The organism is Myxococcus sp. AB056 (assembly GCF_006547365.1).
In the GTDB taxonomy this organism is placed as follows: Bacteria; Myxococcota; Myxococcia; order Myxococcales; family Myxococcaceae; genus Myxococcus; species Myxococcus virescens.
Genome location: NZ_VHLB01000114.1, coordinates 1 through 24,619 on the forward strand (window position 1 = coordinate 1; position 24,619 = coordinate 24,619).

Annotated in this window: 21 protein-coding genes; 5 read left to right on the forward strand and 16 right to left on the reverse strand. The window is 70.3% G+C overall.

The genetic code is table 11. From position 1 onward, the window contains the following. Positions 1-821: 821 nt before the first annotated feature. Entirely contained in the window at positions 822-1,451 is a 630-nt protein-coding gene (gmk, locus tag FMP39_RS32810; protein WP_011554692.1) for a guanylate kinase, read from the reverse strand. Then, positions 1,448-2,326, reverse strand: a complete 879-nt coding sequence (locus tag FMP39_RS32815) for a YicC/YloC family endoribonuclease (protein ID WP_141593982.1) — start codon at positions 2,324-2,326, stop codon at positions 1,448-1,450. Before FMP39_RS32815 ends, gmk begins: the two co-directional genes overlap by 4 nt. An 84-nt stretch (positions 2,327-2,410) precedes the next feature. On the opposite strand from FMP39_RS32815, the gene FMP39_RS32820 reads away from it, so the two are divergent. Beyond that, positions 2,411-3,505, forward strand: coding sequence for a glycosyltransferase family 9 protein (locus tag FMP39_RS32820; RefSeq protein ID WP_141593983.1), 1,095 nt, complete (start codon positions 2,411-2,413; stop codon positions 3,503-3,505). 4 nt (positions 3,506-3,509) lie between these two features. Here FMP39_RS32820 and FMP39_RS38740 read toward each other — a convergent pair whose 3' ends face one another. Genes FMP39_RS38740 through FMP39_RS32865 form a run of 10 tightly spaced genes read right to left on the reverse strand, consistent with a single transcriptional unit; the run spans position 3,510 to position 14,616 of the window. Further along, complete coding sequence (locus FMP39_RS38740; protein ID WP_141593984.1) at positions 3,510-3,698, reverse strand: Trm112 family protein; 189 nt, start codon at positions 3,696-3,698, stop codon at positions 3,510-3,512. A gap of 3 nt (positions 3,699-3,701) precedes the next feature. Next, positions 3,702-4,190, reverse strand: a complete 489-nt coding sequence (locus FMP39_RS32825; RefSeq protein WP_140864353.1) for an adenylyltransferase/cytidyltransferase family protein — start codon at positions 4,188-4,190, stop codon at positions 3,702-3,704. Continuing rightward, on the reverse strand, positions 4,187-5,200 hold the full coding sequence (locus FMP39_RS32830; protein ID WP_228558538.1) for a bifunctional heptose 7-phosphate kinase/heptose 1-phosphate adenyltransferase: 1,014 nt from the start codon (positions 5,198-5,200) through the stop codon (positions 4,187-4,189). The genes FMP39_RS32825 and FMP39_RS32830 overlap by 4 nt, the downstream gene beginning before the upstream one ends. Positions 5,201-5,231: 31 nt before the next feature. Further along, entirely contained in the window at positions 5,232-6,431 is a 1,200-nt protein-coding gene (lpxK, locus tag FMP39_RS32835; protein ID WP_141593985.1) for a tetraacyldisaccharide 4'-kinase, read from the reverse strand. Continuing rightward, the gene (locus FMP39_RS32840) at positions 6,428-7,456 is read right to left on the reverse strand and encodes a glycosyltransferase (RefSeq protein ID WP_141593986.1); all 1,029 of its coding nucleotides are present in this window, start codon (positions 7,454-7,456) and stop codon (positions 6,428-6,430) included. The genes lpxK and FMP39_RS32840 overlap by 4 nt, the downstream gene beginning before the upstream one ends. A gap of 4 nt (positions 7,457-7,460) precedes the next feature. After that, complete coding sequence (locus FMP39_RS32845; RefSeq protein ID WP_141593987.1) at positions 7,461-8,468, reverse strand: glycosyltransferase family 4 protein; 1,008 nt, start codon at positions 8,466-8,468, stop codon at positions 7,461-7,463. Then, on the reverse strand, positions 8,465-9,748 hold the full coding sequence (locus tag FMP39_RS32850) for a 3-deoxy-D-manno-octulosonic acid transferase (protein ID WP_141593988.1): 1,284 nt from the start codon (positions 9,746-9,748) through the stop codon (positions 8,465-8,467). The genes FMP39_RS32845 and FMP39_RS32850 overlap by 4 nt, the downstream gene beginning before the upstream one ends. Positions 9,749-9,770: 22 nt before the next feature. After that, positions 9,771-10,919 (reverse strand): PHP domain-containing protein, encoded by a 1,149-nt coding sequence (locus FMP39_RS32855; protein ID WP_141593999.1) that lies wholly within the window; start codon positions 10,917-10,919, stop codon positions 9,771-9,773. A 17-nt stretch (positions 10,920-10,936) separates the two neighbouring features. Beyond that, complete coding sequence (locus FMP39_RS32860) at positions 10,937-12,721, reverse strand: ABC transporter ATP-binding protein (RefSeq protein ID WP_141593989.1); 1,785 nt, start codon at positions 12,719-12,721, stop codon at positions 10,937-10,939. Positions 12,722-12,723: 2 nt separating this feature from the next. Beyond that, the gene (locus tag FMP39_RS32865; RefSeq protein WP_194858666.1) at positions 12,724-14,616 is read right to left on the reverse strand and encodes a DUF4388 domain-containing protein; all 1,893 of its coding nucleotides are present in this window, start codon (positions 14,614-14,616) and stop codon (positions 12,724-12,726) included. Positions 14,617-14,666: 50 nt separating this feature from the next. Between FMP39_RS32865 and lpxB the strand changes: the two genes are divergently transcribed. Genes lpxB through FMP39_RS32880 form a run of 3 tightly spaced genes read left to right on the forward strand, consistent with a single transcriptional unit; the run spans position 14,667 to position 17,179 of the window. After that, complete coding sequence (gene lpxB, locus FMP39_RS32870) at positions 14,667-15,818, forward strand: lipid-A-disaccharide synthase (protein WP_141593991.1); 1,152 nt, start codon at positions 14,667-14,669, stop codon at positions 15,816-15,818. A 17-nt stretch (positions 15,819-15,835) separates the two neighbouring features. Then, entirely contained in the window at positions 15,836-16,540 is a 705-nt protein-coding gene (locus tag FMP39_RS32875) for a polyprenol monophosphomannose synthase (RefSeq protein ID WP_141593992.1), read from the forward strand. A gap of 12 nt (positions 16,541-16,552) precedes the next feature. Beyond that, complete coding sequence (locus FMP39_RS32880) at positions 16,553-17,179, forward strand: MarC family protein (RefSeq protein ID WP_011554707.1); 627 nt, start codon at positions 16,553-16,555, stop codon at positions 17,177-17,179. Here FMP39_RS32880 and FMP39_RS32885 read toward each other — a convergent pair. The 3 genes from FMP39_RS32885 to FMP39_RS32895 all read right to left on the reverse strand — a co-directional run bounded on the left by FMP39_RS32885 (position 17,172) and on the right by FMP39_RS32895 (position 20,247). After that, positions 17,172-17,639, reverse strand: a complete 468-nt coding sequence (locus FMP39_RS32885; RefSeq protein WP_141593993.1) for a hypothetical protein — start codon at positions 17,637-17,639, stop codon at positions 17,172-17,174. The genes FMP39_RS32880 and FMP39_RS32885 overlap by 8 nt on opposite strands. Before the next feature lie 29 nt (positions 17,640-17,668). Then, positions 17,669-18,691: an OmpA family protein gene (locus FMP39_RS32890; protein WP_228558539.1), complete on the reverse strand. Its 1,023-nt coding sequence runs from the start codon at positions 18,689-18,691 to the stop codon at positions 17,669-17,671. Positions 18,692-18,882: 191 nt separating this feature from the next. Continuing rightward, entirely contained in the window at positions 18,883-20,247 is a 1,365-nt protein-coding gene (locus FMP39_RS32895) for a sigma 54-interacting transcriptional regulator (RefSeq protein WP_141593995.1), read from the reverse strand. Between the two features lie 186 nt (positions 20,248-20,433). Here FMP39_RS32895 and FMP39_RS32900 point away from each other — a divergent pair, with 186 nt between their 5' ends. Continuing rightward, positions 20,434-21,540, forward strand: a complete 1,107-nt coding sequence (locus tag FMP39_RS32900; RefSeq protein ID WP_141593996.1) for an ADYC domain-containing protein — start codon at positions 20,434-20,436, stop codon at positions 21,538-21,540. Here the strand turns inward: FMP39_RS32900 and FMP39_RS32905 are convergent. Beyond that, on the reverse strand, positions 21,529-24,619 hold a 3,091-nt coding region (locus tag FMP39_RS32905; RefSeq protein ID WP_141593997.1), incomplete at its 5' end, for a protein kinase. The genes FMP39_RS32900 and FMP39_RS32905 overlap by 12 nt on opposite strands.

Sequence of the window (24,619 nt, forward strand, 5' to 3'; positions counted from 1 at the left end):
CTCGCTGATTCGTTACAGTGCTGCCGGCTGCGCTTCGCAGCGCGACCTGGCTGGCACCGTCTTAAGAAATTGACTGCGGTTTCCGCAATCTAGCTTCTTCTTGGGCTTGCTATTTGGTTTTCAAAGAGCGAGTCGCTTGCCTCGCCAGCGACTTCTTGCTACCATTTTCTTCGTTGCTGCCTCGCCGTCTTTTCCTGCCCGGCGGGGTGTCAGCTTCTATTCAGTTCGGCGTCTTTTATCAAGCTGCTTTTTTTCGCCGCCCTGCTGGCTTCCGGAGTCCTCAGCGCCGCCCAGTGGCTTCCGCTGTTTTCTTCCAGAGGGGCGCGGCTTCTACCACCGCCGCGCCTCCTGTCAACCTACTGCGTTGACCGCCGTATTCCATATTTTTGCACTGACTCGCTCGAAGTACCTTCCGCGCCAGTGCGCGGGCTTCTTTGCGAGGGGCGCGGCTTCTATCACCGCCGCGCTTCCTGTCAACCCCTGGAGCGTCTCCCCCCTGCCCGCTCCCCTACCACCCGCCCGTTGGCCTACTGCGCCTTTGGGTCGACCGCTCATCGAGCTTTTGCAAACGCTCCGGACCCGGCGAGCATCCTCATTCACGAGGAACTCGGACCAGGTCCGCGGCCTTATCTGAATGCCATTCAGAGAACCCAAACACTCACACACCTGATTCCGCTCCCGATGGAGACGGGACATGTGAGTAACCGCCACCTGGCGGACGCCTGTGTGACGTCCGCGCAACGCGGCGAGGTGTGGCCGCTTATCCACCAAGAGATCGGACTGCGCAAGAAGTTTGATTCTGAGCACTTCCGCCGCGGTGGTCAGCCGCCGATTCCCAGGCCCAGCTTCGACACGTCCACGCGTTCGCGCCGGCAACGTTCGGCCACCACCACCGAGCGCAGGTCACTGAAAGCACGCTCGAAGTCGTCATTCACGACGACGTAGTCGTAGGAGGCGATCCCTCGCTCGATCTCAGAGCGAGCCGCCAGCATCCGGCGCCGGATGGTCTCATCGGAGTCCGTCTGACGATCCCTCAGGCGACGCTCCAACTCTTCCATGGACGGTGGCAGCACGAAGATGGTCACTGCATCCGGGTGCTTGCGCTTGATGGCCTGCCCGCCCTGCACGTCGATGTCGAAGATGGCAGCGCTCTTGCGGGCGCGCGCCTCATCCACCACCGACTGGGGGCTTCCATAGAAGTGGCCATAGACTTCTGCCCACTCCACGAACTCGCCGCGCTCGATCTTCGACTGGAAGGTCGCGACGTCGACGAAGTTGTAGTCCACCCCCTCGCGCTCCTTCCCCCGAGGCCTTCGGGTGGTGACGCTGATGGAGAACACCGCATCCGGCGTCTCCTTGAGGAGCCGGTGCGCGAGGGTGGTCTTCCCCGCCCCGGAAGGAGCGGAGAGCACGAGCAACAAGCCAGGTGGGAGCACGGTATTCGCGTTCATTCGACGTTCTGCACCTGTTCGCGGATGCGCTCGACCTCGGCCTTCATCGCCACCACGCGTACGGAAATCTCGGCGTGCTGGCTCTTGGAGCCGGTCGTGTTCACCTCGCGGTGCATCTCCTGCACGAGGAAATCCATTCGGCGGCCAGCGGGCTCGTTGCTGGCCATGAGGGCCCGGAACTGCTCCAGGTGGCTCGCCAGGCGGGTGACCTCCTCGGCGATGTCCGTGCGCTCGGCGAAGAGCGCCACTTCCTGGGCCAGCCGCTGCGGGTCCACCGCGACGCCGCTCGCGAGCTCGGCAATCCGGTCGGTGAGCCGCTGCTGGTACTCCTGCACGGCCTTCGGAGCGAGCTGAGCCACCTCCTTGCTCCACCCTTCCAGCAGCTTCACCCGGGCATCCAGGTCGGCGTAGATGGCTTCGCCTTCGACCTGGCGCATCTTCTCCAGCGCCGTGAGCGCCTGGTCCAGCGCCGCCTGGAGCGCCTGGGAGGCGGAGTCCAGCTCCACGCCCTTCTCTTCCAGACGCACCACGCCGGGCTGGTTCGCCACCTGCGACCAGGCGACGTCTCCCGGCAGGCCCAGCTCGGTGGCCAGCTCCCGGAACGCGCGCACGTACTCCCGCGCCAATCCGAGGTCCACGGTGGGGACCGTTCCCGAGGCGGTGGGGGCCTGCCGCTTCACCAGCAGCTCCACCGAGCCACGGGCGAGCCGGTCCTTCACCTGCTTGGACACCAGCGGTTCCTGGGACGACAGCTCCCGGGGAAGGCGAACCTTCACTTCACAGAACTTGTGGTTGAGCGAGCGCAGCTCCACGGAGACTTCTTCGTCCCCCACGCGCGCGCGGCCCGCGCCAAACCCCGTCATGCTCTTCAACATTGGGCGGTTGCTAGGGGCTTTCGGGGCCGAGGTCAAGCCGCGCGCTTGCGCCGCCCCCAGTTCTGTGTAGGGTCCCGCCGCGAGATGTCCTGGCACAAGCGGCTCGAATTATGGGCGAAGCTGGCACTGGCGCTCGTGGCGTCCGCCCTGCTGTGGCGCCCGGGCCGCCGGCGGCGTCCTGGCACCCCACTTCCTGGTCCTCGCAAGGTGCTGCTCGTGCGGCCCGACAACCGCGTGGGCGAGGCGCTCCTCACCACGCCGTTGATGCGGACCCTCAAGGCGCACCTCCAGTCGGCGCCCGAGGTCCACGTCCTGGTGCACGCGAAGGTCGCTCGAGTCCTGAACGGCCACCCGGACGCGGACGTCATCATTCCCTTCGACCGGCGCAGAATCTGGATGGGCCCCCTGGCCCCCGGCATCGCCGCGCTGCGACGTGCCCGGTATGACGTCGTGGTCGACTGCGCCAACTGGGAGTCGCCCTCCGTTACGAGCGCGCTCGTGTCCCGGCTCGCGGGCCCCGAGGCCGTCGTCATCGGTCCGGACCTCTGGCCGGTGTCCCGCCTGCACTCCCTGCCCGTCCCCGCTCGCACGGACACGCGGAACGAAGCCGTTCAACGCACGCACCTGCTGACCCCGCTCACGAACGGCGCAGTGGCGCGTGGCTTGTCCTTCCGCGAGCCCTCCGTGGGCCCCGCCATCCGCGCCTATCTGGACGCCCTGGCCGGGAAGCCCTTCGCGGTCATCAATCCCGGTGGGCGGTTGGGACCTCGGCGGATTCCACCCGCGGCCTTCGCCGCCGCGGCTCGGGCATTGGTGGCGCTGGGGCGTACCCCCATCGTCACCTGGGGTCCCGGGGAAGAAGCGTTGGCACGAGGCGTGGTGGAGGCAGCCCCCGGCGCCGCGCTCGCGCCCGCGAGCAACCTGGACGAACTGGCCGCCCTGATGCGCGCGGCCGGCTTCACCCTCTGCAACAACACGGGGCCCATGCACCTGTCCGTCGCGGTGGGAGCCCCCACGCTGGCCTTCTTCCTGCGGATGGACATGGAGCGTTGGGGCCATGCGTACGCCCCCCACCGAATGGTGGACCTCACCCCTCTGGTCGATGGAGCAGGCGGTCAGGGGTTGGAGGAGCGGGCCGCCGAAGAGGTCCGGGCGTTCGCGGCGAGCCTCTCCTCCTGAGGCTTCACGTCCCGGACACGGGAGGCTCCGCCACCGCGTGTTCGGGGGCCAGCCTGGGGATTCCCTCTTCCACGGGCCAGCTCAGACGGCACGGCGCGCAGGTGACTCGGGTTTGAGCCTCCTGCGCCTGAAGGGGGGCCTTGCAGTGAGGGCAGCCCAGGACGGCCCACACCTCGTCTGCAATGAAGGCCACCGGCTACCCCGGCCCCTCGCGGCCCAGCCGCCGGGCCAGGTCCGTGGTGCTGTGGTCCTTCGGGTCTCCCGAGACGGCTGTCCGCCCACCATAGGCGCGAACCTCGTCGGCCTCGGGGATGCTGTCCGGGGTGTAGTCCGTGCCCTTCACGTGCACGTCCGGCTTCAACGCCCGGATGATGACGCGAACGTTGGACTCGTCGAAGACAATGACCCGGTCCGTGCAGGCCAGGGCCGCGACGAGCTCCGCCCGCTCGCCCTCGGGGATGTAGGGCCGGCCGGGGCCCTTGTAGGCCCGGGTGGAAGCGTCCGAGTTCACCGCCACCACGAGGACATCCGCCAGGGCCCGCGCCCCTTCCAGGTACCGGACGTGCCCGACGTGCAGCAGGTCGAAGACGCCATTGGCCAGCGCCACCGTGCGCCCTTCGGCCCGCCAGCGCTCACGCTCCTCCGCCACCTTCGCGAGCGATTGGATTTTCTCGAGGGTGCTCATCTCGCGCTCCGAAGCTCTTCGAGCAGTTCATCGCGGGACACCGTCGCGGTGCCCGGCTTCTGCACCACCAACGAGCCCGCCACGTTCGCCAGCCGCGCCGCATCGCCGAGCGAGGCCTTCGCGGCCAGCGCCAGGGCAAACGTCGCAATCACCGTGTCTCCCGCGCCCGTCACATCCACCGCCGCCTTCGCGCCATGGACGGGGATGAGGTCCACGCCCCCGTCCGCATCGAAGAGCGCCATGCCATGGCGGCCTCGCGTCACCAGGAGCGCGCGGCACGCCAGTCGCTTCAACGCGGCGTGCCCCGCCTCCAGCATGTCCTCCTGGGTCCGCACGGGCCGCCCCGCGAGCGCCTCCAGCTCCGGCTCGTTGGGCTTGCAGACCGTGAGTCCTGAGAAGGATGACAGGGCATAGCGGCTGTCCACACACACGGGCATGCCGTCCGCGGCCAGGCGACGCAGCACATCGCGCACCTCGTCCCCCAGCACACCCGCGCCGTAGTCGGACACCACCACCGCGTCCGCGTCCTGGGCGGAGGCTTCGACCTGCCGCGCCAGCGCCTTGCGCATCCTCGGGGGGAGCGCGCCTCGCTGGCCTCGGTCCAGCCGCAACATCTGCTGCCGCGTGGTGCTCACCCCACCGGCCAGGATGCGCGTCTTCGTCTCCGTCTCGACGCCGCGGCCGCTCACCGCGTCCAGTTCGATGCCGGACTCGGCACAGAGGCGGCGCAGCTCCTTGCCCATCTCGTCCTGGCCCAGCGCGCCGACGGCGGAGACCTGACCGGACAGGGCTCGCACGTTGGCCGCCACGTTGGCGCCACCTCCGAGCTTCACCTCCGCGGACTCGTAGCGGACGATGAGCACGGGCGCCTCCCGGCTCACCCGGTCCGTCTGTCCATAGATGTAGTGGTCAGCAACGAGGTCACCCACCAGCAACACCTTGCGGCGGGCAAACGCGTGCGGCAGGCGGGCGAGCGACGGCATCGAACGAACGGGCGAAACTGCGGCCATGGCGGCGGTTTGTCCCACAGGCGCCCCCACCTCACAAGCCGCGCGGTGCATCCTCCAGTCCGAGCGCCCGCCGCAGATGGGACTCGCCCTCCAGAACCTCGACCCCCAGGCGGACCACCCAGGCCTCGAAGCCCTGGGGCAGACGCACTGCGTCCTTTTCCGTCGTCACCACCCGGGCCCCCTGTCGCGCCGCTCGCGCCTGGACGTCGCGCAGCTCGTCCGCGGTGAAGCGATGGTGGTCCGGAAACAACGCGGCGTCGCGCACGTCCGTCCCGAGCGACTGCAGGGTCTTCAGGAAGCCCCCCGGCCGGGCAAGGCCCGCCAGAGCGAACACGGGCTGTCCCGTGAGCGCCGTCACGGGATGAAGGTTCCCCTCCGGGTCCACCCAGGCCGTGGGCCGATAGCGCGTCCTCACCCTGGGAATCCCCGGGCTCGAGGGCAACCACCCGCCGAGCGTGTCGGAGAAACGCTCCGACCGCGCTTCTGTCGGTACCAGCAGGTGCGTGGTGGATTGGGGTTGGGACGTGCGCGTGTCCTCGGGCCTCGAGACCGGGAGCACAGCAGCATCCGATGTCGTGGCGGGGGCCCTGAGCCAGAAAAGCGTCGCGCGGCGGAGTGACGCCGGGGGCTCACGCAGCGGCCCCCGGGGAAGCATGTGGCCGTTGCCCAGCCCGACCGACTCATCGATGACCACGAAGTCCTCGTCTCGCGCGAGGCGGCGGTGCTGGAACCCATCGTCCAGCAGAACCGTGTCCAGGCTGAACTCGTCCCGCGCACGGTAGGCACTCGCGACCCGGTCCGAGCCCACGAAGAGCCGGACCTGGGGACAGCGACGCGCCAGCAGGAGCGGCTCATCGCCCGCGAGGTCCGAGGAAGGAAGCGGCTCCGTCCCGATGAAGGTCAGCGGCTCACGCGAGGCGCGGCCATAACCGCGCGTCAGGATGCCCACCTTCCGGCCCGCTTGGACCAACAGCTCCGCCAGATGGAGCACCGCGGGCGTCTTGCCCGTGCCCCCCACGTTGACGTTGCCCACGGAGATGACCTTGAGCCCCTCCACCCGCTCCGCGCGCAGCAGTCCCGCGTCGAAGAGCGCTCCCCGCACGTGCACCGCGGCCGCGTACGTCCACGACAGCAACGTCAGCGGCGACAGCAGGGCGCGGCGGCCCCAGGGCTCCGGCGACGGCGGGTAGAACACCCGCTCGATGGCGGTGGGGGTATCCGGGGACGTCACGGGGTGCGCCTCGCTCGCGCGTAGAGCGCGAGGACCTCCGCGGCAATCTGCTCGTTCGTCGGGTGCCGCACGGGCGCCCGCCGGTCAGACAGCGCCGCGGCGACCACGGCGTCCGGCGTCGGTCTCTCCACCCGCACGTCCGTCAGGTCCGGCAAGGCGCCTTCATCCACCGCCACCACGCGGACGCCGCACGCACGGGCCTGGGCCGCCGCGCGGGCGCTCCAGTCATTGCCCAGGCCGAGCAGCCAGACCTCATCCAGCGCTCGCAGCCACCGCGCGAAGGCGTCCCCCTGTTGGTAGCCCGCGAACGTCACGGCATCCGCCAGTCCCAGGTCCTGGACCTGCTTGCGCGTCTGCTCCAGCAGGCCGCCGTCCCCCACGAACACCAGACGCGCCTCGGGCCGCTGCTTCCGATACAGGGCAAAGGCGTCCACCCCCACCGCGTGCCGGCGTGAAGGCTGGAACGTGGAGACCATTCCGATGACGGGTGTGCCTTCGAGCCCGAGTTCTGCTCGCAGCGACCGCGCGTCGGCCGCCGGCTGGAACCGGGCGTCAACCAGGGCTGGCAGCACCTGGGCCGTCGCGCCCTTCTCCAACAGGCGGGGAAGCAGTGCGCTCGCGGGGACCGTGTAGGCGTCCGCGGCCGGGAGCGAGGAGCGCAATGAGCGAGGAGCGTGCAGCGAGCGAACCAGGATGGCGCCTGAAGGCCGACCCCACCTGGCCAGCAGGTGGTCATGACTGAAGTGCGAGTGCACCACGTCCACCGTCCGCGCCTTCAAGCGGCGCAGGTCGCGCCACATCCGCCACGGCGGGGACTTCACGGACAGCTCCAAGCCCCCTTCGTCCAGAAGACCGAGCTCCTCGAAGCGCGGAGCCGCGGGCTCCTCGGCCAGCACCTCCTTGCGCAGGCGGTCCACCGCCACCGTGACGTCGTGTCCCGCGGCGCGCTGCGCCTGGGCCAGGAGCGCCACGTTCTCGGCCGGGCCGCTGTAGAAGGGACTCGCGAGCAGGTGGAGGATTCGCATCTGGTCAGCGCTCCACGGTCGCCCGGTACACGTCGGCCAGGGCTCGCGCCTCGTGCTCCACGCCACACCGACGCCGGGCCTCCTCTGCCGCGTTCTGGCCTATCTGCCGGGCGCGCTCGGGCTCTCGCATCAGCATGTCCAGCAGCTCGCGCAGGCCCTGGACGTCTCCGGGTTCGAAGAAGAAGCCCGTGCGGCCGTGCTCGATGAGCGTGTCCAGGTACGGCAGCTTCGAGGCCACCACGCAGCAGCCCGAGGCCATGGCCTCCACGTGCACCAGCGAATAGCCCTCCGCATACGAGGGGTGCACCAGGATGCGCAGCCCCTGATACCAGGGCTCGATGACGGACTGCTCGCCGGGCAACGCGATGCGGTCCTCGATGCCCGCCATCTGCTGATTCAGCCAATCCAGGTCCGGCCCCTTCGCGAGCCCGACCAGCACGGGTTGCCAGTCGGGGTGCGCGGGCAGGAGCGGGCGGATGGCCTGCACGAAGTCTCCCTGCCCCTTCTCCTTCCGGATGCGTCCGATGACGCCGATGCCGTAACGCCCCCCCAGGCCGAGCTTGCGCCACGCCGCGTCCCGGTCCTCGGGCGGGTGGAAGCGCGTCAGGTCGATGCCATGGGAGACGACCGTGGACGGCAGCGCGATGACGTCCGCGACCTGCTTCGTCAACGAGACGAGCGCATCCGCGCCCCTCGCGATGAAGCGGGTGAAGCCGCTGGGCGCCATTGAGGTGTGCCGGGTGAAGACGAGGCGGACCTCTCGGCCCAGCAGCTTCAGCAGCATGCCCACCAGGAGCTCGTTGTTCCGGTGCGCATGCCACACCACGGGCTCGCTGCGCAGCCGACGGAGCAGCTCCGGCCAGGTGATTCTGGGCAGCCCCTCACTCAAGCCCGAGCCGATGACGCGCGTCTCCGAGCCTGAATCCCGGACGAGCGCCGGTACCACCGTCTCCACGTGGCGCGTCACGCCCGTGTAGCGGTGGTGGAAATGCGGATGGACGATGAGCGTCATCGCGGGTCCGGCCTCCCGTGCGGAAACAACGTCGTCATCGCCTCCGCGTTCCTTTCACTGGCGCCCGAAATCCGGCCCACCGTCTCCAGCGCCTGGGCGCCCAGGCTCGCGAGCCGCTCCGGTGACTCGAGCAGCGACACGAGCGCCTGCTCCAAGGCCGCGGCGTCCTGAACCTGGAGCCCACCCTGCCCTGTCAGCAACGCCACGCTGTCCCGGAAGTTGTCCATGTGCGGCCCGTAGAGCACCGGCTTCCCCTGCCCCGCGGGCTCCAGGATGTTCTGCCCGCCGCGCGTCGTGAACGAGCCCCCGACGAACACCACCGTCGCCAGCCGGTAGGCCCTCGACAGCTCGCCGATGGTGTCCAGCACCACGACCTGGCCCCGCTCCGGATTGCCCTGCGAGCGCAGCCCCACGCTCAGTCCCGCCTCGCGCGCGAGCGTCACGATTCGCGCCGCCCGGTCCACGTACCTGGGGGCAATCACCAACCGCAGGTCCGGCCACCGCTCGCGCAGCCGCGCGTACACTCCCAGGAGCTGGGCTTCCTCGCCCTCATGGGTGCTTCCGGCAATCCATACCCGCTCGCCCGGCGTCAGGCCTAGCGCCGTGCGAAGGTTCTCGTCCTCGGGCACCGGGCCCGCGGCGAGCGCGTCGAACTTCGTGTTCCCCGTCACCTTCACCCAGTCCGGCCTGGCCCCGAGCTGCCGCGCGCGGACGGCTTCGTCCTCCTCGCGCATGAGGAGGAGGTCCAAATCCCGCAGCGGGTTGCCGATGAGGCGGAACAGCGTCTGGTACTTCCCGACGTTCGCTGGCGAAAAGCGCCCGTTCGTCATCACCACGCGCGCCCCACCCCGCTTCGCCGCGCGGATGAGGTTGGGCCAGATTTCGGTGTACTCCAGCACCAGCACGTCCGGACGGATGGCCCGGACCGCTCGCCGCGTCGCGCCCCAGAGGTCATAGGGAACGTAGACGACCCCGTCGATGTCGTTGGCCAGCCGGCCCTTCGCCATCGCGTAGCCGCTGTCCGTCATGGTCGACAGCAACAGGCGGCAGCCCGGGAAACGCGCCCGCAGAGGGCCGAACATCGGCGAGAGGGCCAGCAGGTCCCCAGCGCTCGCGCCATGCAGCCAGAGGATGGGCCCGTCCCCGGGAGGCAGGTGGCTGTTCGGGCCATAGAAGCCCAGGCGCTCCATCAGCCCATGGCGCGTCTTCCGGTGCAGTGCGAGCACCGGGAACAGGACTGCGAAGAGCAGGTAGGTGGCGAGGACGTAGAGGACGCGCATGGGCGGCTGGTCGCGCCGTCTATCAGATGCCCGGCCTTGGGGGCAGCACGCGCACGGGGCTGGGCACCAACCAGGGCCGCCATTCCGTCCCGAAGAAGCGCCCGGGTGCCCGCACCCACACTTCCACCTGCGCCACCCCGGGCTCGGTCAGCTCGACGGACCGGCCGTCCGCCCCCAGGCGGGCGCTTCCCCACACCCGCACCTGCACCGACTCCGCGTCGGGCTCCCCCGGGAGTCGGACCTTCAGCGTGTCGCCCACATGCGCTTCACGCCGCACACCGTCCAGACCCTCCAATGCGAAGCCCCCAGGCTCCCCGAGGGCGCGGAAGGCACACAGGGACTGACCACCGCCCAGGGCCCGGCTGACCTGCTCCGCCGCGTCCTTCGCGTCCGGGGGCAACGGGAAGGGCACCTGCTCCGATGGCAGGTACATGGCCAGGGATGCGAATACGGCCCGGTACGGCGGCAGGCCGTGTGCGTCATGTGCGCAGAACGCCATGCGTGGCCGCTCACTCGACAACTCCAGGAAGCGGACCGTGGGCTCCGACTCCGGCACGACGAGCAACATCACGCCATGCATCGGATTGGCCAGCGAGGCCCCCACCGCGGGCACCAGGCGGCTCACCGGATTGCGCACCGCGTGCCGGAAGAAGGTGTCCGCCGAGTACAGCTCGAAGCCGGGGACCTCCTTCGCGCTCGCTTCGTCCTTCCAGGGGTTGCGCATCTGGACGGGGTGGGCCAGCACCGCCGTGCCTCCCGCCGCCGCCACGGCGCGCACCGCGTCGCCCGGCGGCATCCACGCGCGCATGCCCTCCAGCGGGCGCGACATGCCGAAGGCCACGAGGTGCCCGTCCGACGTCGAAATCTCCACGCCAGGCACCAACAGCACGCCCTGGACGTAAACGGGCGCTCGGAGCGCGAAGTCGTTGTGGTCGGTGAGCACCACGAAGTCCAGGCCCGCCGCCTTCGCCGCCGCCGCCACCGCTTCCGGCGTGCCTCGCCCATCCGAACGCGTGGTGTGGACGTGGAAGGCCCCTCTCACCCACCGGGGCGCTTCGTCCTTCGGGAGCACCACGGGGTACCGCGCCATGGACGCCGAGAGCGCGAAGAAACCCACGTACCCCAGGACCAGCAGCGCCAACCCCAGGACGGCCCGGAGCCCCTTCCCCACCGCGACCCTCAATCCGCTCACGCCGCGCCTCGCTCCGAGGAGCCCTCCGTCTGCATCCTCCACAGCGCCGCATACCGCCCGCCTCGCTGGAGCAACTCCGCGTGCGAGCCACTCTCGACGACGCGCCCCGCCTCCATCACGTTGAGGACGTCCGCGTTCACCACCGTGGACAGCCGGTGCGCAATCACCAGCGCCGTGCGGCCCGGCAGGACCGCCGCCAGCGCCGCCTGCACTTCGCGCTCGCTCTCCGGGTCGAGGCTGCTGGTCGCTTCGTCCAGCACCAGCACGGGCGCCTGCGCCAGCACCGCGCGGGCGATGCACAACCGCTGACGCTGGCCGCCACTGAGCGCCACGCCCCGCTCGCCGATGCGCGTGTCATAGCCTTCGGGCAGTGCCCGGATGAAGCCATCCGCGTGCGCCACCTTCGCCGCAGCCTCCACCTCTTCCCGCGTGGCGTCCGGCCTCGCGTAGCGCAGGTTGTCCAGCACCGTGCCGTGGAACAGCAGCGGCTCCTGCGTCACCAGCGCGAACTGGGCCCGGACGCTCGTGGCCGTGTACCGGTCCGCGTCCACACCATCCAGGAGGAGCTGGCCCTTCTGAGGCCGCTCGAAGCGAAGCAGCAGCGATGTCACCGTGCTCTTGCCTCCGCCGCTGCCACCCACCAGCGCCGTCACCTTCCCCGCCTTCAGCTCCAGCGTCAGGCCGTCCAGCGCGGGCCGGTCTCCATAGGCGAATCGCACGGCCTCGAACTGGATGCTCCGCGACAGGGTCGGCGCGGGCACCGCGTCCGGCGCGTCCTCCACCGGGTGCTTCATGTCGAGCAGCGCGAAGAGCCGCTCACCCGCCGCGCCCGCCTGCACCGCGAACTGTGTCACCCGGCCCAGGTCCTTCACCGGCTGGTACACCAGGATGACCGCCGTCAGCAGCGAGAGCAGCGCCTCCGGCTCCATCAGCCGCGCGCTCGCCGCATACGCCAGCGCGCCCGCGAGTGCCGCCGCGGCCAGCACCTCCATCAGCCCCGGCACCGCGCCGCGCGCCCACGCCGCGCTCACCACCGCCTTCTCGTGCGCCTGCGCGAAGGCGGAGAAGCGAGCCAGCTCCGCCGCCTGCCCGTTGAAGGCCTGGATGGTGCGCAGACCGCCCAGCCCTTCGTGGAGCTGCCCCGCCAGGTTGCCGAGCTGCGTCTGACCTTCCCGGGTGCGCTTGAGCACCTTGCGCGTCAGCTTCGAGGCCGGCAGCGCCGCCAGCGGAATCACCAGCAACATGAGGCCGCCCAGCATGGGGCTCATCGCCAGCGCCACGCCCGCCAGGATGATGACCTGGAGGCTGTCGCGCAGGTACGAGCCCACCGTGTACATGGCCGCCGCTTCCACGGCGCTGACGTCCGAGGAGAACCGGCTGAGCAGGTCGCCCATCCGCTCGCGCGCGAGCTGGGCGGGCGACAGCGCGGTGAGGCGCTGGAACAGGTCGCGCCGCAGGTCCTTCACCACGCGCTGCGCGAACAGGCCCATGAAATAGAATTGCGCCAGGTACCCCACGCCCTTCGCCGCGCCGACGATGACCATCACCAGCGGGAAGCCCCACAGGGCCGCCTCGCGAGGCAGGTCCGCCAGCCAGGGCACGCGCTGCGCGCTGGCGAAGCCTTCTTCACCGCCCGACAGCAGGAAGCGCAGCGCCGGGCCCGTGAGATACGCGTACGCGCCCGTCGTCAGTCCCACCGCCGCCATGCCGACGAAGGCCAGCAGGAGCACACCGAAATGCGGGCGCGCATAGCGCAGCAACCGCCAGAGAACCGTCTGCATCGCTAGCGTCCCACCTTGCGCAACGCCGCCTTCGCGAGCTGGGAGTACGGGTTGTACTCCAGCACCCGCTGCAGCTTCTTCCGCGCCAAGGGCGCGTCTCCCAGGTCCATGTCGATGATGGCCGAGATGATGTGCAACCGCTCCACGTACGGGCCCAGCGACAGCGCCTTCTTCAGCACCTGCTGCGCCTTCTGCGCCCGCACCACCGGCGCCCCCGTGGGCATCCGGTACGTGGCCCAGGCGAGGAAGGGGTAGTACTCCGGCTCGTCCGGATTGAGCGACACCGCTTCCTCGAAGGCCTTCGCCGCCAGCGGGAAGTCGCGGCGCTTCAGGGCGGACTCGCCCCGGCGCAGCGCGATTTCCGCATCCACGACCACCGCCGTGTTCCGCCCCACGTCCATCCGGCTGAAGAGGTACTGGAGGTAGGCCTTGCGCTTCTCCTCCACGCTCAGCACCCGGTACGACGCGGACAGCCGGTCCTGCACCGACTCCAGCAGGTCCTTCAGGTCGGAGATGTCGAACTCGGCGTAGGTGTCCGGATGAAAGCGCATCGCCGTCTCGTGATAGGCGCGCTCCACCGCCTCCGCGTCCGCCGCGATGTCCAGCCCCAGCCCTCCGAAGTAGCTGCGGGTGATGATGCGCAGCGCTTCCTCACGCAGCGAGGCCGCCGTCTCGGGCGGCAGGGCCTTGCGCTTGCGCGGCGCGATCCGGTCCGGCAGCACCGCCGCGGACAGCACGTCCGTGCCCGTGGCCACAGGCGTCGAGGAGAACGTCACCCCACCCGTCAGCTTCAGGAACCACAGCAGCGAGTACGCCATGCGCAGCTCGCCACGGCCGTGCGCCAGCAGGTCCTTCAGCGCGATGCGGCCGTTGACCTGCATGGCGATCTTCAGGTCGTCCGTGTCCAGCCCCATGGCCTGCAGGTCGCGCCCGAACTCCTGTGAGCGCACCGGGTAGTCGCCCATGTGCGCCCGCAGCGCGGCCGCCATCACCTTCATCGTGAAGCAGCGGCGCGCGCCATCCAGCACCGGCGCCAGCGGCGGAACCTCCACCGACGCGACCTCCGACGTGAATTCATCTCCCGCGTAGAAGGCGTAGCGGCCCTCGCGCATCCCCAGCACCCGCTCCACCCCGTCCCGGTTGTAGTCGCGCAAGAGCTGCAGTAGCTCCTCGCCCGCCGCCTCCACGCCCGCGTCCGCGAGCGCCGCGCCGATGCGCAGACCGGAGTCCAGCGCCTCCGTCACCCGCTGCGCCTGCTGCGGGTTGAGCACGTTCCGGGCAAGCAGATAGCCAGGCAGCGAGTCCGCTTTCGCCGTGGAGTCATAGCTCACGGACCCGCCGCGCAAGAAGTACACGCGCCGGCTCAAGCCCCGGTGCGCCACCACCAGCACACCATCCCGGCGCAGCCGATAGATGGAGTGGAACAGCGCCGGCAGGGGGTGGCCCTTCAGCTCGCCTGAATTGACGGCGGGCCGGGACAACGTGGCCGCCAGCCCGGTGAGTTGCACCGCCTGCGCCGCGCGCACCAGAGACTCCAGCCGGGGCACCAGCTCGCCCGGCTTGAGCGGGTCCGAGACATAGGCGTTCACCTTGAGGTCCAGCACCGAGCTCACACCCCGCGCGCGCCCCAGGTGGCCCTTGTCGATGGCGACAATGGGCACCCTGCCGCCCTGTCCGTGGCCTCGGATGAGATGCACCACGTGTGCGCCTTCCACACGCGGAAGGTCCACCGACAGCACCACCACGTCCGGGTTGTCCGCCGCGAAGTGCTCCAGCGCCGTCACCGGATCGTTCACCGCGCGAACGGTGTACCCAGCCTGGGAGAGCAGGCCTTTGAGGTGCTCGAGCGTGGGGGGATGGCTCTCGGCGAGCAGAAGCGTCTTCAAGGGGGCCACAGTCTACACCTTCACCCGCGCCCGCATCAGGTACGATGCGCGACTCTCACATGACGAATCCACCCCGCATCCTCGTCGTCGCCGGCGAGGCGTCAGGCGATACCCACGCCGCCGAGCTCGTCGCCGCCCTCCGGGCCCGCCGTCCCGACCTCACCTTCTTTGGCATGGGCGGCGCCCGCCTGGCCGCCCAGGGAGTGGAGCTGCTCTTCGACGCCCGGGAGGTGTCCGTCATGGGCATCACCGAGGTCCTGCCCCGGATTCCCCGCATCCTTCAAATCCTGAAGGGCCTGGCCGAGGCCGCCGCCGAGCGCAAACCGGACGTCGCCATCCTGGTGGACATCCCTGACTTCAACCTGCGCCTGGCCAAGAAGCTCAAGGCGCTGGGGGTCCCCGTCGCCTACTACGTGTCGCCCATGATCTGGGCCTGGCGCCGGGGTCGGGTGCGCACCATCAAACGGTTGGTGGACCGGATGCTCTGCATCCTTCCATTCGAGGAGGACTTCTACCGGGAGGCCGGCGTCAGCGCCCGCTACGTCGGCAGCCCGGTGGTGGAGCAGGTTCCCTCACCGGATACGGCCACGGCCTTCCGCGAGCGGCTGGGGTTGTCGAAGGACGCCCCCACGCTCGCGCTGCTGCCCGGCAGCCGGATGGGCGAAATCCGCCGTCTGCTTCCCGACATGGTGGAGGCGGCGAAGCGCCTCTCCGCCGAGCGACCCGGACTCCAGGTCGTCGTCCCCCTCGCGCCCACCATCGACCGGGGGGAGATCACCTCCCGCTTCGAAGGCAGTGGCGTGACGCCCATCCTGGTGGAGGGCCGGGCACCCGAGGTCGTGGGCGCCAGTGACGCCGCGGTGGTGGCCTCCGGTACCGCCGTCCTGGAAGCCGGGCTGATGCAGCGCCCCCTGGTGGTCGTCTACCGGGTGTCACTCATCACGTACTGGGTGGGCCGGTTGATGTTGAAGGTGGCCTTCGTGTCCCTCATCAACCTGCTGGCGGGCCGACGCGTCGTCCCCGAGCTGCTCCAGGGGGAGATGACGCCCGAGCGCATCGCCGAGGAGGTCCGCCGCGTCTGGATACCCGGTGCTCCCCGGGAGGAGATGCTCCAGGGGTTGGCGGAGATGCGCGGCCGGCTGGGGGAGACGGGCGCGGCCACCCGGGCGGCGGAGTCCGTACTGGAGCTGCTGCCCCCGGGCCGCGTTTAGGATATGTCGGCCGGGTCATGAACCCAGCCCTGGTCTGCATCCCCACGTACAACGAGCGGGAAAACATCGAGGCCATCGTCCAGGCGGTGCTGGAGGCCGACCCCCGGGTCGACATCCTCATCGTGGACGACAATTCGCCCGATGGCACAGGGCAACTCGCGGATGGGCTCGCCGCGCGGGATTCGCGCGTGCGCGTCCTCCATCGCGAGAAGAAGGAGGGCCTGGGCCGCGCCTACCTCGCCGCGTTCCGGTGGGCCCTGGCCGAGCAGTACACGTACATCCTGGAGATGGACGCCGACTTCAGCCACGACCCGCGCTACCTGTCCGGCATCCTGGATGCGGCCGAGGCTGGCGCGGACCTGGTGCTCGGCTCGCGCTACGTCACGGGCGGCGGCACGGTGAACTGGGGCGTGGGGCGGCAGCTCATCAGCCGCGGTGGCAGCCTCTACGCACGGTCGATTCTGGGCGTGGGCATCCAGGACCTCACCGGCGGCTTCAAGTGCTTCCACCGCCGGGTGCTGGAGGCCATCGACCTGGATTCGGTGAAGAGCACCGGCTACGCGTTTCAAATCGAGCTGACCTACCGCACGCTCCGCAAGGGCTTCACCGTGCGCGAGGTGCCCATCGTCTTCGAGGACCGGCGCGTGGGTCACTCCAAGATGAGCAAGAAAATCTTCGCCGAGGCTCTCACCATGGTGTGGAAGCTGCGGTTCACGGTGTAAGCCCAGGCTGTCATGCCGGAATACGCGTCACTGTTCCTCGTCTCGCTGTCGGCCATCTTCTTCGTGGTGGACCCCATTGGCGTCGTCCCGCTGTTCCTGGCGATGACGGCTGGGGACTCGCAGGAGAAGGTGCGCCGCACCGCCATGCGCGCCTGCCTGGTGGCCTGCGGGATGATGTTGTTCTTCGCCCTCTTCGGCGGCGTCATCTTCAAGGTGTTCGGCGTGTCGCTGGGCGCCTTCCGGGTGGCCGGCGGCATCCTGCTGCTCATCACCGCGTTGGACATGCTTCGCGCCCGCCCGGCGGAGACGCGCACCACGCCGTCCGAGGAACAGGAAGGCGTGGTGAAGGAGGACGTGGCCATCGTCCCCCTCGCCATTCCGCTGCTGGCGGGCCCGGGCGCCATCGCCACCGCCATGGTGCTGATGGCCAAGGGCGACACGCTCGTCTCCGCCATCCCCGTGCTGGCCGCCGTCGTGCTGACGTTCGTCGCCAGCTACTTCATCCTCCGCGCCTCCGGGCTCATCCAGCGCGTGCTGCGCCAGTCCGGCGTGGCCATCGTCGAGCGGGTGATGGGACTCATCCTGGCCGCCATCGCGGTGCAGTTCATCGCGGACGGCGGCAAGGAGCTGTTCAAGTAGGTCCGGGGATGGCCACCCACTCCGGGCCCTTGCGCTTCAGCAGTCCCTGCGGCTTGCCCTCCAGTGACAGCTCGTCGTGGCTGGCGCGGCGCGCGTCGTACGCGTAGCCGCCCTGGACCTCCTGCAGGTACACCACCACGGCGTCGAGCACGTTCTCCTGCACCACCTTGAAGGTCGCGTCGCCGCAACTGGGCGCGTCACCGGAGAAGAAGCGCTCCAGCATCGCCTCCTCCGGACGGCGCACGTACACCACCACCGGCGCGGGCTCATCGCGACCGGCCGCGACGACTTCGCGGACGACCTGGGACGGCACCGGCTCCCGCAGCAGCCGGTGCACGAGCTCACACTTCTCAGCCTCCACGCCCTGACGCTCCGCGAGACGCGCCTGGTGCGCGCATCCCGTGCTCCCCAGCACCCCCAGCCCGAGCAACGCCCATGCCTTCTGGTGGAATCGGTCCATGCGTCCTTTCCTCTCCCTCGATGACTGCGCTACAGCTTCCGCCACCGCGGAGGGCGAGGCGCGTGCTGCAGCACCGGATCCTCCACTGCGATGATGTATTCCGCGCGGCGGTTGCCCGCCTCCGCTGTCTCGTCGGGCGTCGCGACGGCCGGGGCCTCTTCTCCCAGCCCTTCGTAGTACACGGGCACCCGCAGCCCCTTCTTCCGGAAATAGGCCGCCAGGCTCTTCGCCCGCCGCACTGACAGGTCCAGGTTCTCCGCTGCGGCCCCCACAGTGTCCGTGTGGCCCATCACGTAGAGCCGCAGTGACGCGAAGCGACCGTACTTCGTCAGCGCGTCCACGATGAGAGCGTGGCTCTTGTCCAGCTTGCCCCGCTCCGCCGCCGGAATGTCCGCGCGGCCCGAGGCGAAGTTCACCTCCTCGTGCGGAATGTCCACCTGCCACGGATACAGGTCGACGCCCGTGTAGAACTCCGCCGTGTCGAACGCACGGAGGGAGATCTTCATCACCCGCCCCTCCGCCGCCGGCCACGTCAGCTCCAGTGGCGTCCCTCCCGCCTCCCCCTTGAATGGCACCTCGCCCTCGAAGGCCTTCTTCCCGGTGTCCATCAACACCGTCAGCTCCGCGCGCTTCGCGGGCCGGGACAGGACGAAGCGCAGCCGGCGCGCAGCCACGTCCACGTCCTCCTTGCGCACGTCCAGCTTCAGCGTGCCGTAGAGCTCCGTGTCGAAAGACAACGGCATCACGCCGGATTCCGCATCCGGGAAGCGCACCGTGAGCGCTCCCTCGTAGCGGAAGCGGCCTTCCGGCTGATTCAGCTCGATGCGGCGCGTGAGGCCCGGACTCCCACCGCCCTTCACCTCCACGTCCTGGCCGTCGCTGCGCTTCAGCTTCACCTCGAAGCCCGCGATGGGCTCCTCGATGTGGACCAGCAGCGCCGGGAGCTTCTCTCCCAGCACGGCGCGCCCCTCCAGGGAGACTCGAACGGCGTCCGCGAGCACCGGCATCGGCGAAGACAGGACAAAGGCGAGGAGCAGCAGGCGGGCGTTCATGGCGCGGTGTAGGCCTCTGGCGTCACGTGCCGCGACCATCCGCGGCAGGTGTGGGTCGAATCCTCCGCGAGGGTAGGACGAGGTGGCGTGCAGGGAAACGCTCCCCGCGGGGGACGTTGGAGGTGAAACGGTATTCAATCGCCCCCCGTCCCAGGGGAGCCCGGACAGGGAGCCGAGGAGATTCCCTCCCGTCAGCCCTCCCCGCTGCCTGCCAGGCCGTGGCGCTCCAGGAGGCGCCGCAGCTGCGTGCGATGCATGCCCAGCGCCCGGGCAGTGGCCGCGACGTTTCCGCCATTCGCCCTGAGCGCATCCTCCAACCGCGCCCGCTCGGCTTCGTCCAACGGCTTGCCCCGGGCCGGAGACTGTTGAGAAGTGGATGAAGCCACCGCGGCGGGCGCCGAGGGCGGCGGGCCGAAGACCGTGCCCGCCGTGAGACTGAGGTGCCTGGCTTCGAGGCGAGGCGCCGCATGTAGCAGCGCCTCATGCGCCGCGCTGCGCACCTCCACGCGAAGCTCGCGCACGTTGCCCGGCCAGGCCCGCAGCAGGCAGGCCTCGTGGAAGCTCACATGCACGGGCAGGCGGCTGCCCCCTTCTTCCAGAAAGCGCTCCACTAGAAAGGGCAGCTCCTCGGGGCGGCGGCGCAGTGGCGGCAAGTCAGCCTCCGGCCTGCCCAGGCGGAAGTAGAGGTCCTCGCGCATCCGGCCGCTGGCCACCTGCGCGCGCAGGTCCTTGTTTCCGGCGGAGCACACCCGCACGTCCACCTTCCGCGGCTTGGAGCCCCCCAGCGGGAGGACCTCGCGCGTCTCCAGCGCGCGCAGCAGCTTGGCCTGCACGGCCAGGTCCAGCTCGGCCACCTCGTCCAGGAACAGCGTCCCGCCGTCCGCGGCCTGGAGGTAGCCCTCCGCGTCGTCCGCCCCGGAGAAGGCACCGCGCCGCGCGCCGAAGAGGAGCCGTTCGGCGAGCCCCTGCGGAATGGCCGCGCAGTTGACGGCCACGAAGGGGCCCGACGCGCGCGGGCCGCGCTCATGGAACGCGCGGGCCACGCCTTCCTTGCCGGTGCCGCTCTCCCCGTGGATGTGCAGCGTGAAACCGTGTTCCGCCGTGCGCGCGACCACGTCCAGCAACTGCTGCATGGCGGGCCCCCGCACGAAGTCGCGCGTCCGCACGACACCGCGCCGGGCCACCGGCCCGACATCCGCACAGGGAATGAAGAGCGAGTCCCCCATCCGGATGACGCGCTGGGCCTCGCGGGGCGTGCCAGCCACCAGGGGCGCCCCGTCCACGAACGTGCCATTCTGACTGCCCTGGTCGGTGACCCAGAAGCGGCGGCCGTCGTACCGCACCTGTGCGTGGCTGCGAGACATCCGCGGGTCCTGGTCCGTCCCCAATGCGGCGGCACCCCGCCCCAGCAAGAGCGCTCCGTCGAGCGGCAGGGCCGTGGCCATCGCGCTCCCAGCGCACAGGACGCGTAGCAGGCCTGGCACCGCGGCCTCGCCGGAGTCTGCCCCTCGCCCCCTGGCGTCGCTCTGCTGCAAGGTCGACCGGTCGTGTTCCATGTGCCTCCATCTTACGCGTGTGCCACTGGCACACGGCACCGTGCCTGCGGGCTGTGCCATCCAAGCCCCATCTCCGCGGCGCACCGCCTTGATGACTCGTGCACTGGACCGGGCCGCTGCTGGCATGCCCCTCGCTATGGCGTGGGGCTGGACCACGGCACCCGCCGTCACTTCGAGGAGACACCTGTGCTCAACACCTTCCCCGCCTGGCTCACGGGCCTGCTGCTGCTGGCCGTCGCCGCGGGCTGCCGCCTCCCCACCGCCGGCGCCCGCCCTGACTCCCCGTCCGGCGGCGGGAGTTGTCCGACGGGACAGTGCGACCCCGACCCGAATGGCCTGGGCATCTACGTCGCCGAGGGACACAGCTACTGTTTCTTCCACGAGAAGACGCCGGTGGCGTGCCTGGAGGGCTTCGTCAATTCCCCCGAGGGCGTGGCGTTGCACGTGCGCTCCATGTACCGGAGGGACCAGACGCTTCGGCTCCCCCTGCACCTCCGGCATCCGGGCAAACCCGTTGATGGGGAGCACCCGACGCTGGAGTCCATTCACGGCAACGTCGGCGACTTCTTCGTCGCCGTCCGCGGTGGAGACGTCTCCCGGAAGCTGCGAGGCGAGCCGGTGTCGCGGCTGGTGTTCGGGTTCAAGCTCCCGGTGGACCTGGACGGCACCGGAACCCTGGAGGACCTCCTCTACGAGTTGGCGCTCGAACCCGTGTCCGGCAACCGCCTCGTCGTGCGCTACCGGCCCGTCCCCAGCACTGTCTGGTTGCGGCAGTGCCAGGCGCCAGAGGACCAGAACGTCGCGTCCGTCCTCCTGCCGCAGCGCCAGGTCGACGGTCTGAACGCCGCGGTGCGGCCCCACGACGAAACCCTCACCGTGGCCTGCGAGACAGGCGCGATTGGCGCATGCATGAACTGGGGCTATCAGCCGTGGACTCCCGAGACGCTCCAGGCCGACCCGGACCGGGAGTTCGTCCACGGCGCATGCCTCCAGGCCAAGCGCGCCGCCTATTTCGTGGGCCAGGGCGACCCGCGCAGCTACACCGTGAGCGGCACGGAGATTCTCCGGCGCGATGCCCACGGGTTCGGGCGCAACAGCAACAACGACCTCCAGGAGCTCGAATACCTGGAGGCCCTGTGGAGCCCCCGAGGCGCGGAGTGCCTCAACCTGACGAACCGGCGCAGCAGGGTGCCCATCCAGAATGGCCTCACGTTGCCGGCCTGTGGACCATTTCCCAGGTGGAGTTCCCAGGCGAGGTTCGCGACGGGTGTGGAGCAGCCATCAAAGCCCTGAGTCCGGAGCCCCAGCAGCGCGAAGGGCGGCTTGCTCCGCGCCGTCCAGGGGCCCCACATAGCAGCTCAGCCAGGGGACCTGGGCCGTGGCGCGGCGCCACGCCGCGTCGGCTTCACGGAGGGACGCTTCCCACCCTTCCGCGGGCCTCTGGCGCCGGGCACGCAAGAGCAGCAGCGCGCCTCGCACGGCGTGGGCCTCTGGCAGCCCGGGGTCCAGCTTCAGCGCGAGCTCCACCTGCGCCAGCCCCTCCTCCACGAGGGCGGACGGAGCGCCGGTGTCCCGCGCCAGCCGCCAGGCCGCCCGGGCCAGGGTGAGGTGGCTGTCGTAGTAGGGATAGAGCGACACGGCCCGCCGGGCCTCGGTGAGGGCCTTGCGCAGCAGGGCCGCACTGGAGCGCCCCTTGCCCCGCGCCTGCTCCGCCGCCGCCAGCGCCAGCTCCGCGCCCAGGCTCCGGCAGTCCGCGCAGGTGGGGATCAGCCGGTACGCCTCCTCCAGCGCGCCCTGCCCGCTGGCGAGCACCACGCGCGCGTCGCCCGCCGCGCGCAGGGCATGGAGCGCTTCGAGCAGGTGCGCACCGGCCGCATGGAGCCAGGCGCGGTCGGACCGGGCGTTGACGCCACGGGAGCGCTCCGTCGCCTGGAGCGCCCGCACCAGGGCCGGACGCGGGTCGCCGCCGGTCTCCAACAGGTAGCGCGCGCGTGTCAGCTCAGCGGCGGCGACATGGTCGTGGGCGGAGTGGAAGCGCTCGTCGAGGGTCAGCGCGCGCGCGCTGGCCTCCAGCGCGGCCTGCACATGGAGCTCCGGGTCACGTCCCCGGGAGAGCAGGAAGGCCGCCCGAGCGGCGTTCAGCTCCGCGAGGTTGGAGTGGGCGAAGAGGTACTTCGGATCGCCCTGGACGGCCCGCTGGAAGGCACGCTCTGCTTCGGCGTAGGCCGGAAGCGGGTCCTCGCCGTGCTCCCGCTGGTAGTTGCCCCGCCAGCGGTGCACGAGCCCCAGGTCGTTGAGTGCCCAGGGGTAGTGCGGCTCCAGCTCAATCGCCCGCTCCAGCCATTGAATGGCCTGTGCCCAGGACGCCTCGGGCGCCTCTCCCGCGCGAGCCTGACGCAGGCCGCGCATGAAGTAGCTGTACCCCAGCGAGTCGTGCGCGAGCACATTGCGCGGCTCCAACGTCCCAGCCCGCGAGGCTGCGTCCGTCCAGGCATTAAGCAGGGCCTCCGCGCCGCGTGCGTCCGGCGCGCCCTGGAAGGTCACTGCGCGGTACTGGTTCATCAGCACCTGGGCCTTCTTCGTGTGGCCGGAGGCCCGGTCCGGGTCGGCCACGAGGCTCCGGTCCGCGGCGGCCTCCGCCTGGTCCAGCGCGGCCTTGCGTGAGCGCCCCTCCCGCTTGTCCAGCTCCGACAGTTGCAGCCACACCTCCGCGAGCGCCTCGTGGGCCCAGGCGTCGCTGCGCGCCAGCTCCACGGTCTGCTGGTAGCGGGAGTCCGCTTCCATGAGCCCTGCCCGCGCGCCCGTGTAGTCCCCCTGCTCCAGCAAGGCCATCGCCCGCGCGAGCGCCACGTCCCCGGCGAGCATCCGCACTTCCGGCATCCACGACGCCTGCGCCATGGCCTCGCTCACGGCCCGCTCCGCGCCCGCGTAGTCCCTTCGGTACAGCGCGATGAGCCCTTCGAGGTAGCGCGGCGACTCCAGCTCCACGCCGCGACTGCGCTCCAGGGATTCGAGCGCGGGTGTCAGGTAACGCGCCTCGAGTTCATGCCGCCGCTCGGCCACCCACGCCGCGCCGCCGCTGCGCCGCACATCCTCCAGGGCCAGGTGGTACTGCTCCCCCAACACCCGGCCCAAGGCGTAGTGGAGCCCCGGTGAATCGACGCCCAGTTCCCGTGCCCGCGTCAGCTCCCGGTGCGCCTGCTTGAAGTCACGCATCGCCAGGTGGCCCCGCCCCAGCGCCTGCTGCACGAGCCCCTCCCCCAAGTCTCCCAGGTCATGTCGCAAGGCGCCCATGCGCGCCATTCGCTCCCGGACGCGCTGCTGCTCAGGCCGCGTGTCGTGCAGGGGCAGGCCCTGGAAGGCGCGCACGAAGGCCTCGATTTCCTGAACCTGCTGCCCCAACTGCTCTGCCAGCCGGACGCGCGAGGCCGTCCGCGCCTGGAGGTCCCGCTCCGCCAGCCAGGCTTGGGCCCCGAAGCCAGCGAGCAGCAGCATGCCCACCAACGAGACGCTGGAGACGAGCACCACCCCGCGATGCCTGCGCGCGGCGCGCCGCAGCCGGTCCGTCAGGCGGGGCCGCTGACCGAGGATGGGCGCCCCGTCCAGATAGCGCCCCAGGTCCTCCGCCAGCGCCCGGGCGGTGGCGTAGCGCAGCGCCGGCTCCTTGCTCAGGCACTTGAGGCACACCGTCTCCAGGTCGGCGTCCAGGTGCGGCACGCGCTCACGCGGCGGCACCGGGTCGTCGTGGAGCACATGGTTCAGCGTCTCCAGCGGCGTCGCGCCGGTGAAGGGAGGCTCGCCCACGAGCAGCTCGTAGAGCGTGGCCCCCAGGCCATAGACGTCCGTGCGGGCGTCAATGGCTTCCAGCTCACCCCGGGCCTGCTCCGGCGCCATGTATGCGGGCGTGCCCATCACCGCGCCGGTGGACGTGAGGCCGTGCCCCTCCCCGGCCTCGAAGGCGAGGCCGAAGTCCATGATGACCGGCTCACGGCGCGCTCCTTCGCCCGTGAGCACCAGGATGTTGGAGGGCTTGATGTCCCGGTGGATGACGCCCAGCGCATGGGCCGCGTCCACCGCCTCCGCCGCCGCCTTCAGCCATCGCGCCTTCTCCAGGAGTGGCAGACACCGCGCGGCGACGTCCATCCGCTCGCCCTCCACGAGTTGCATGGCGATATAGGCCTGGCCGCCGGACTCCCCCGCGTCGAACACCCTGCAGACATTCGGGTGGTCGATGCGGGCCTGGGCACGGGCTTCTCTAAGAAAGCGCATGGCCCGCTCCGGGTCCGCGCTCCGGAGAAACTTCAGCGCCACCTGCCGCCCGAGCGTCCTGTCCCGAGCGCGGTACACGTCCCCCATGCCCCCACGCCCCAGC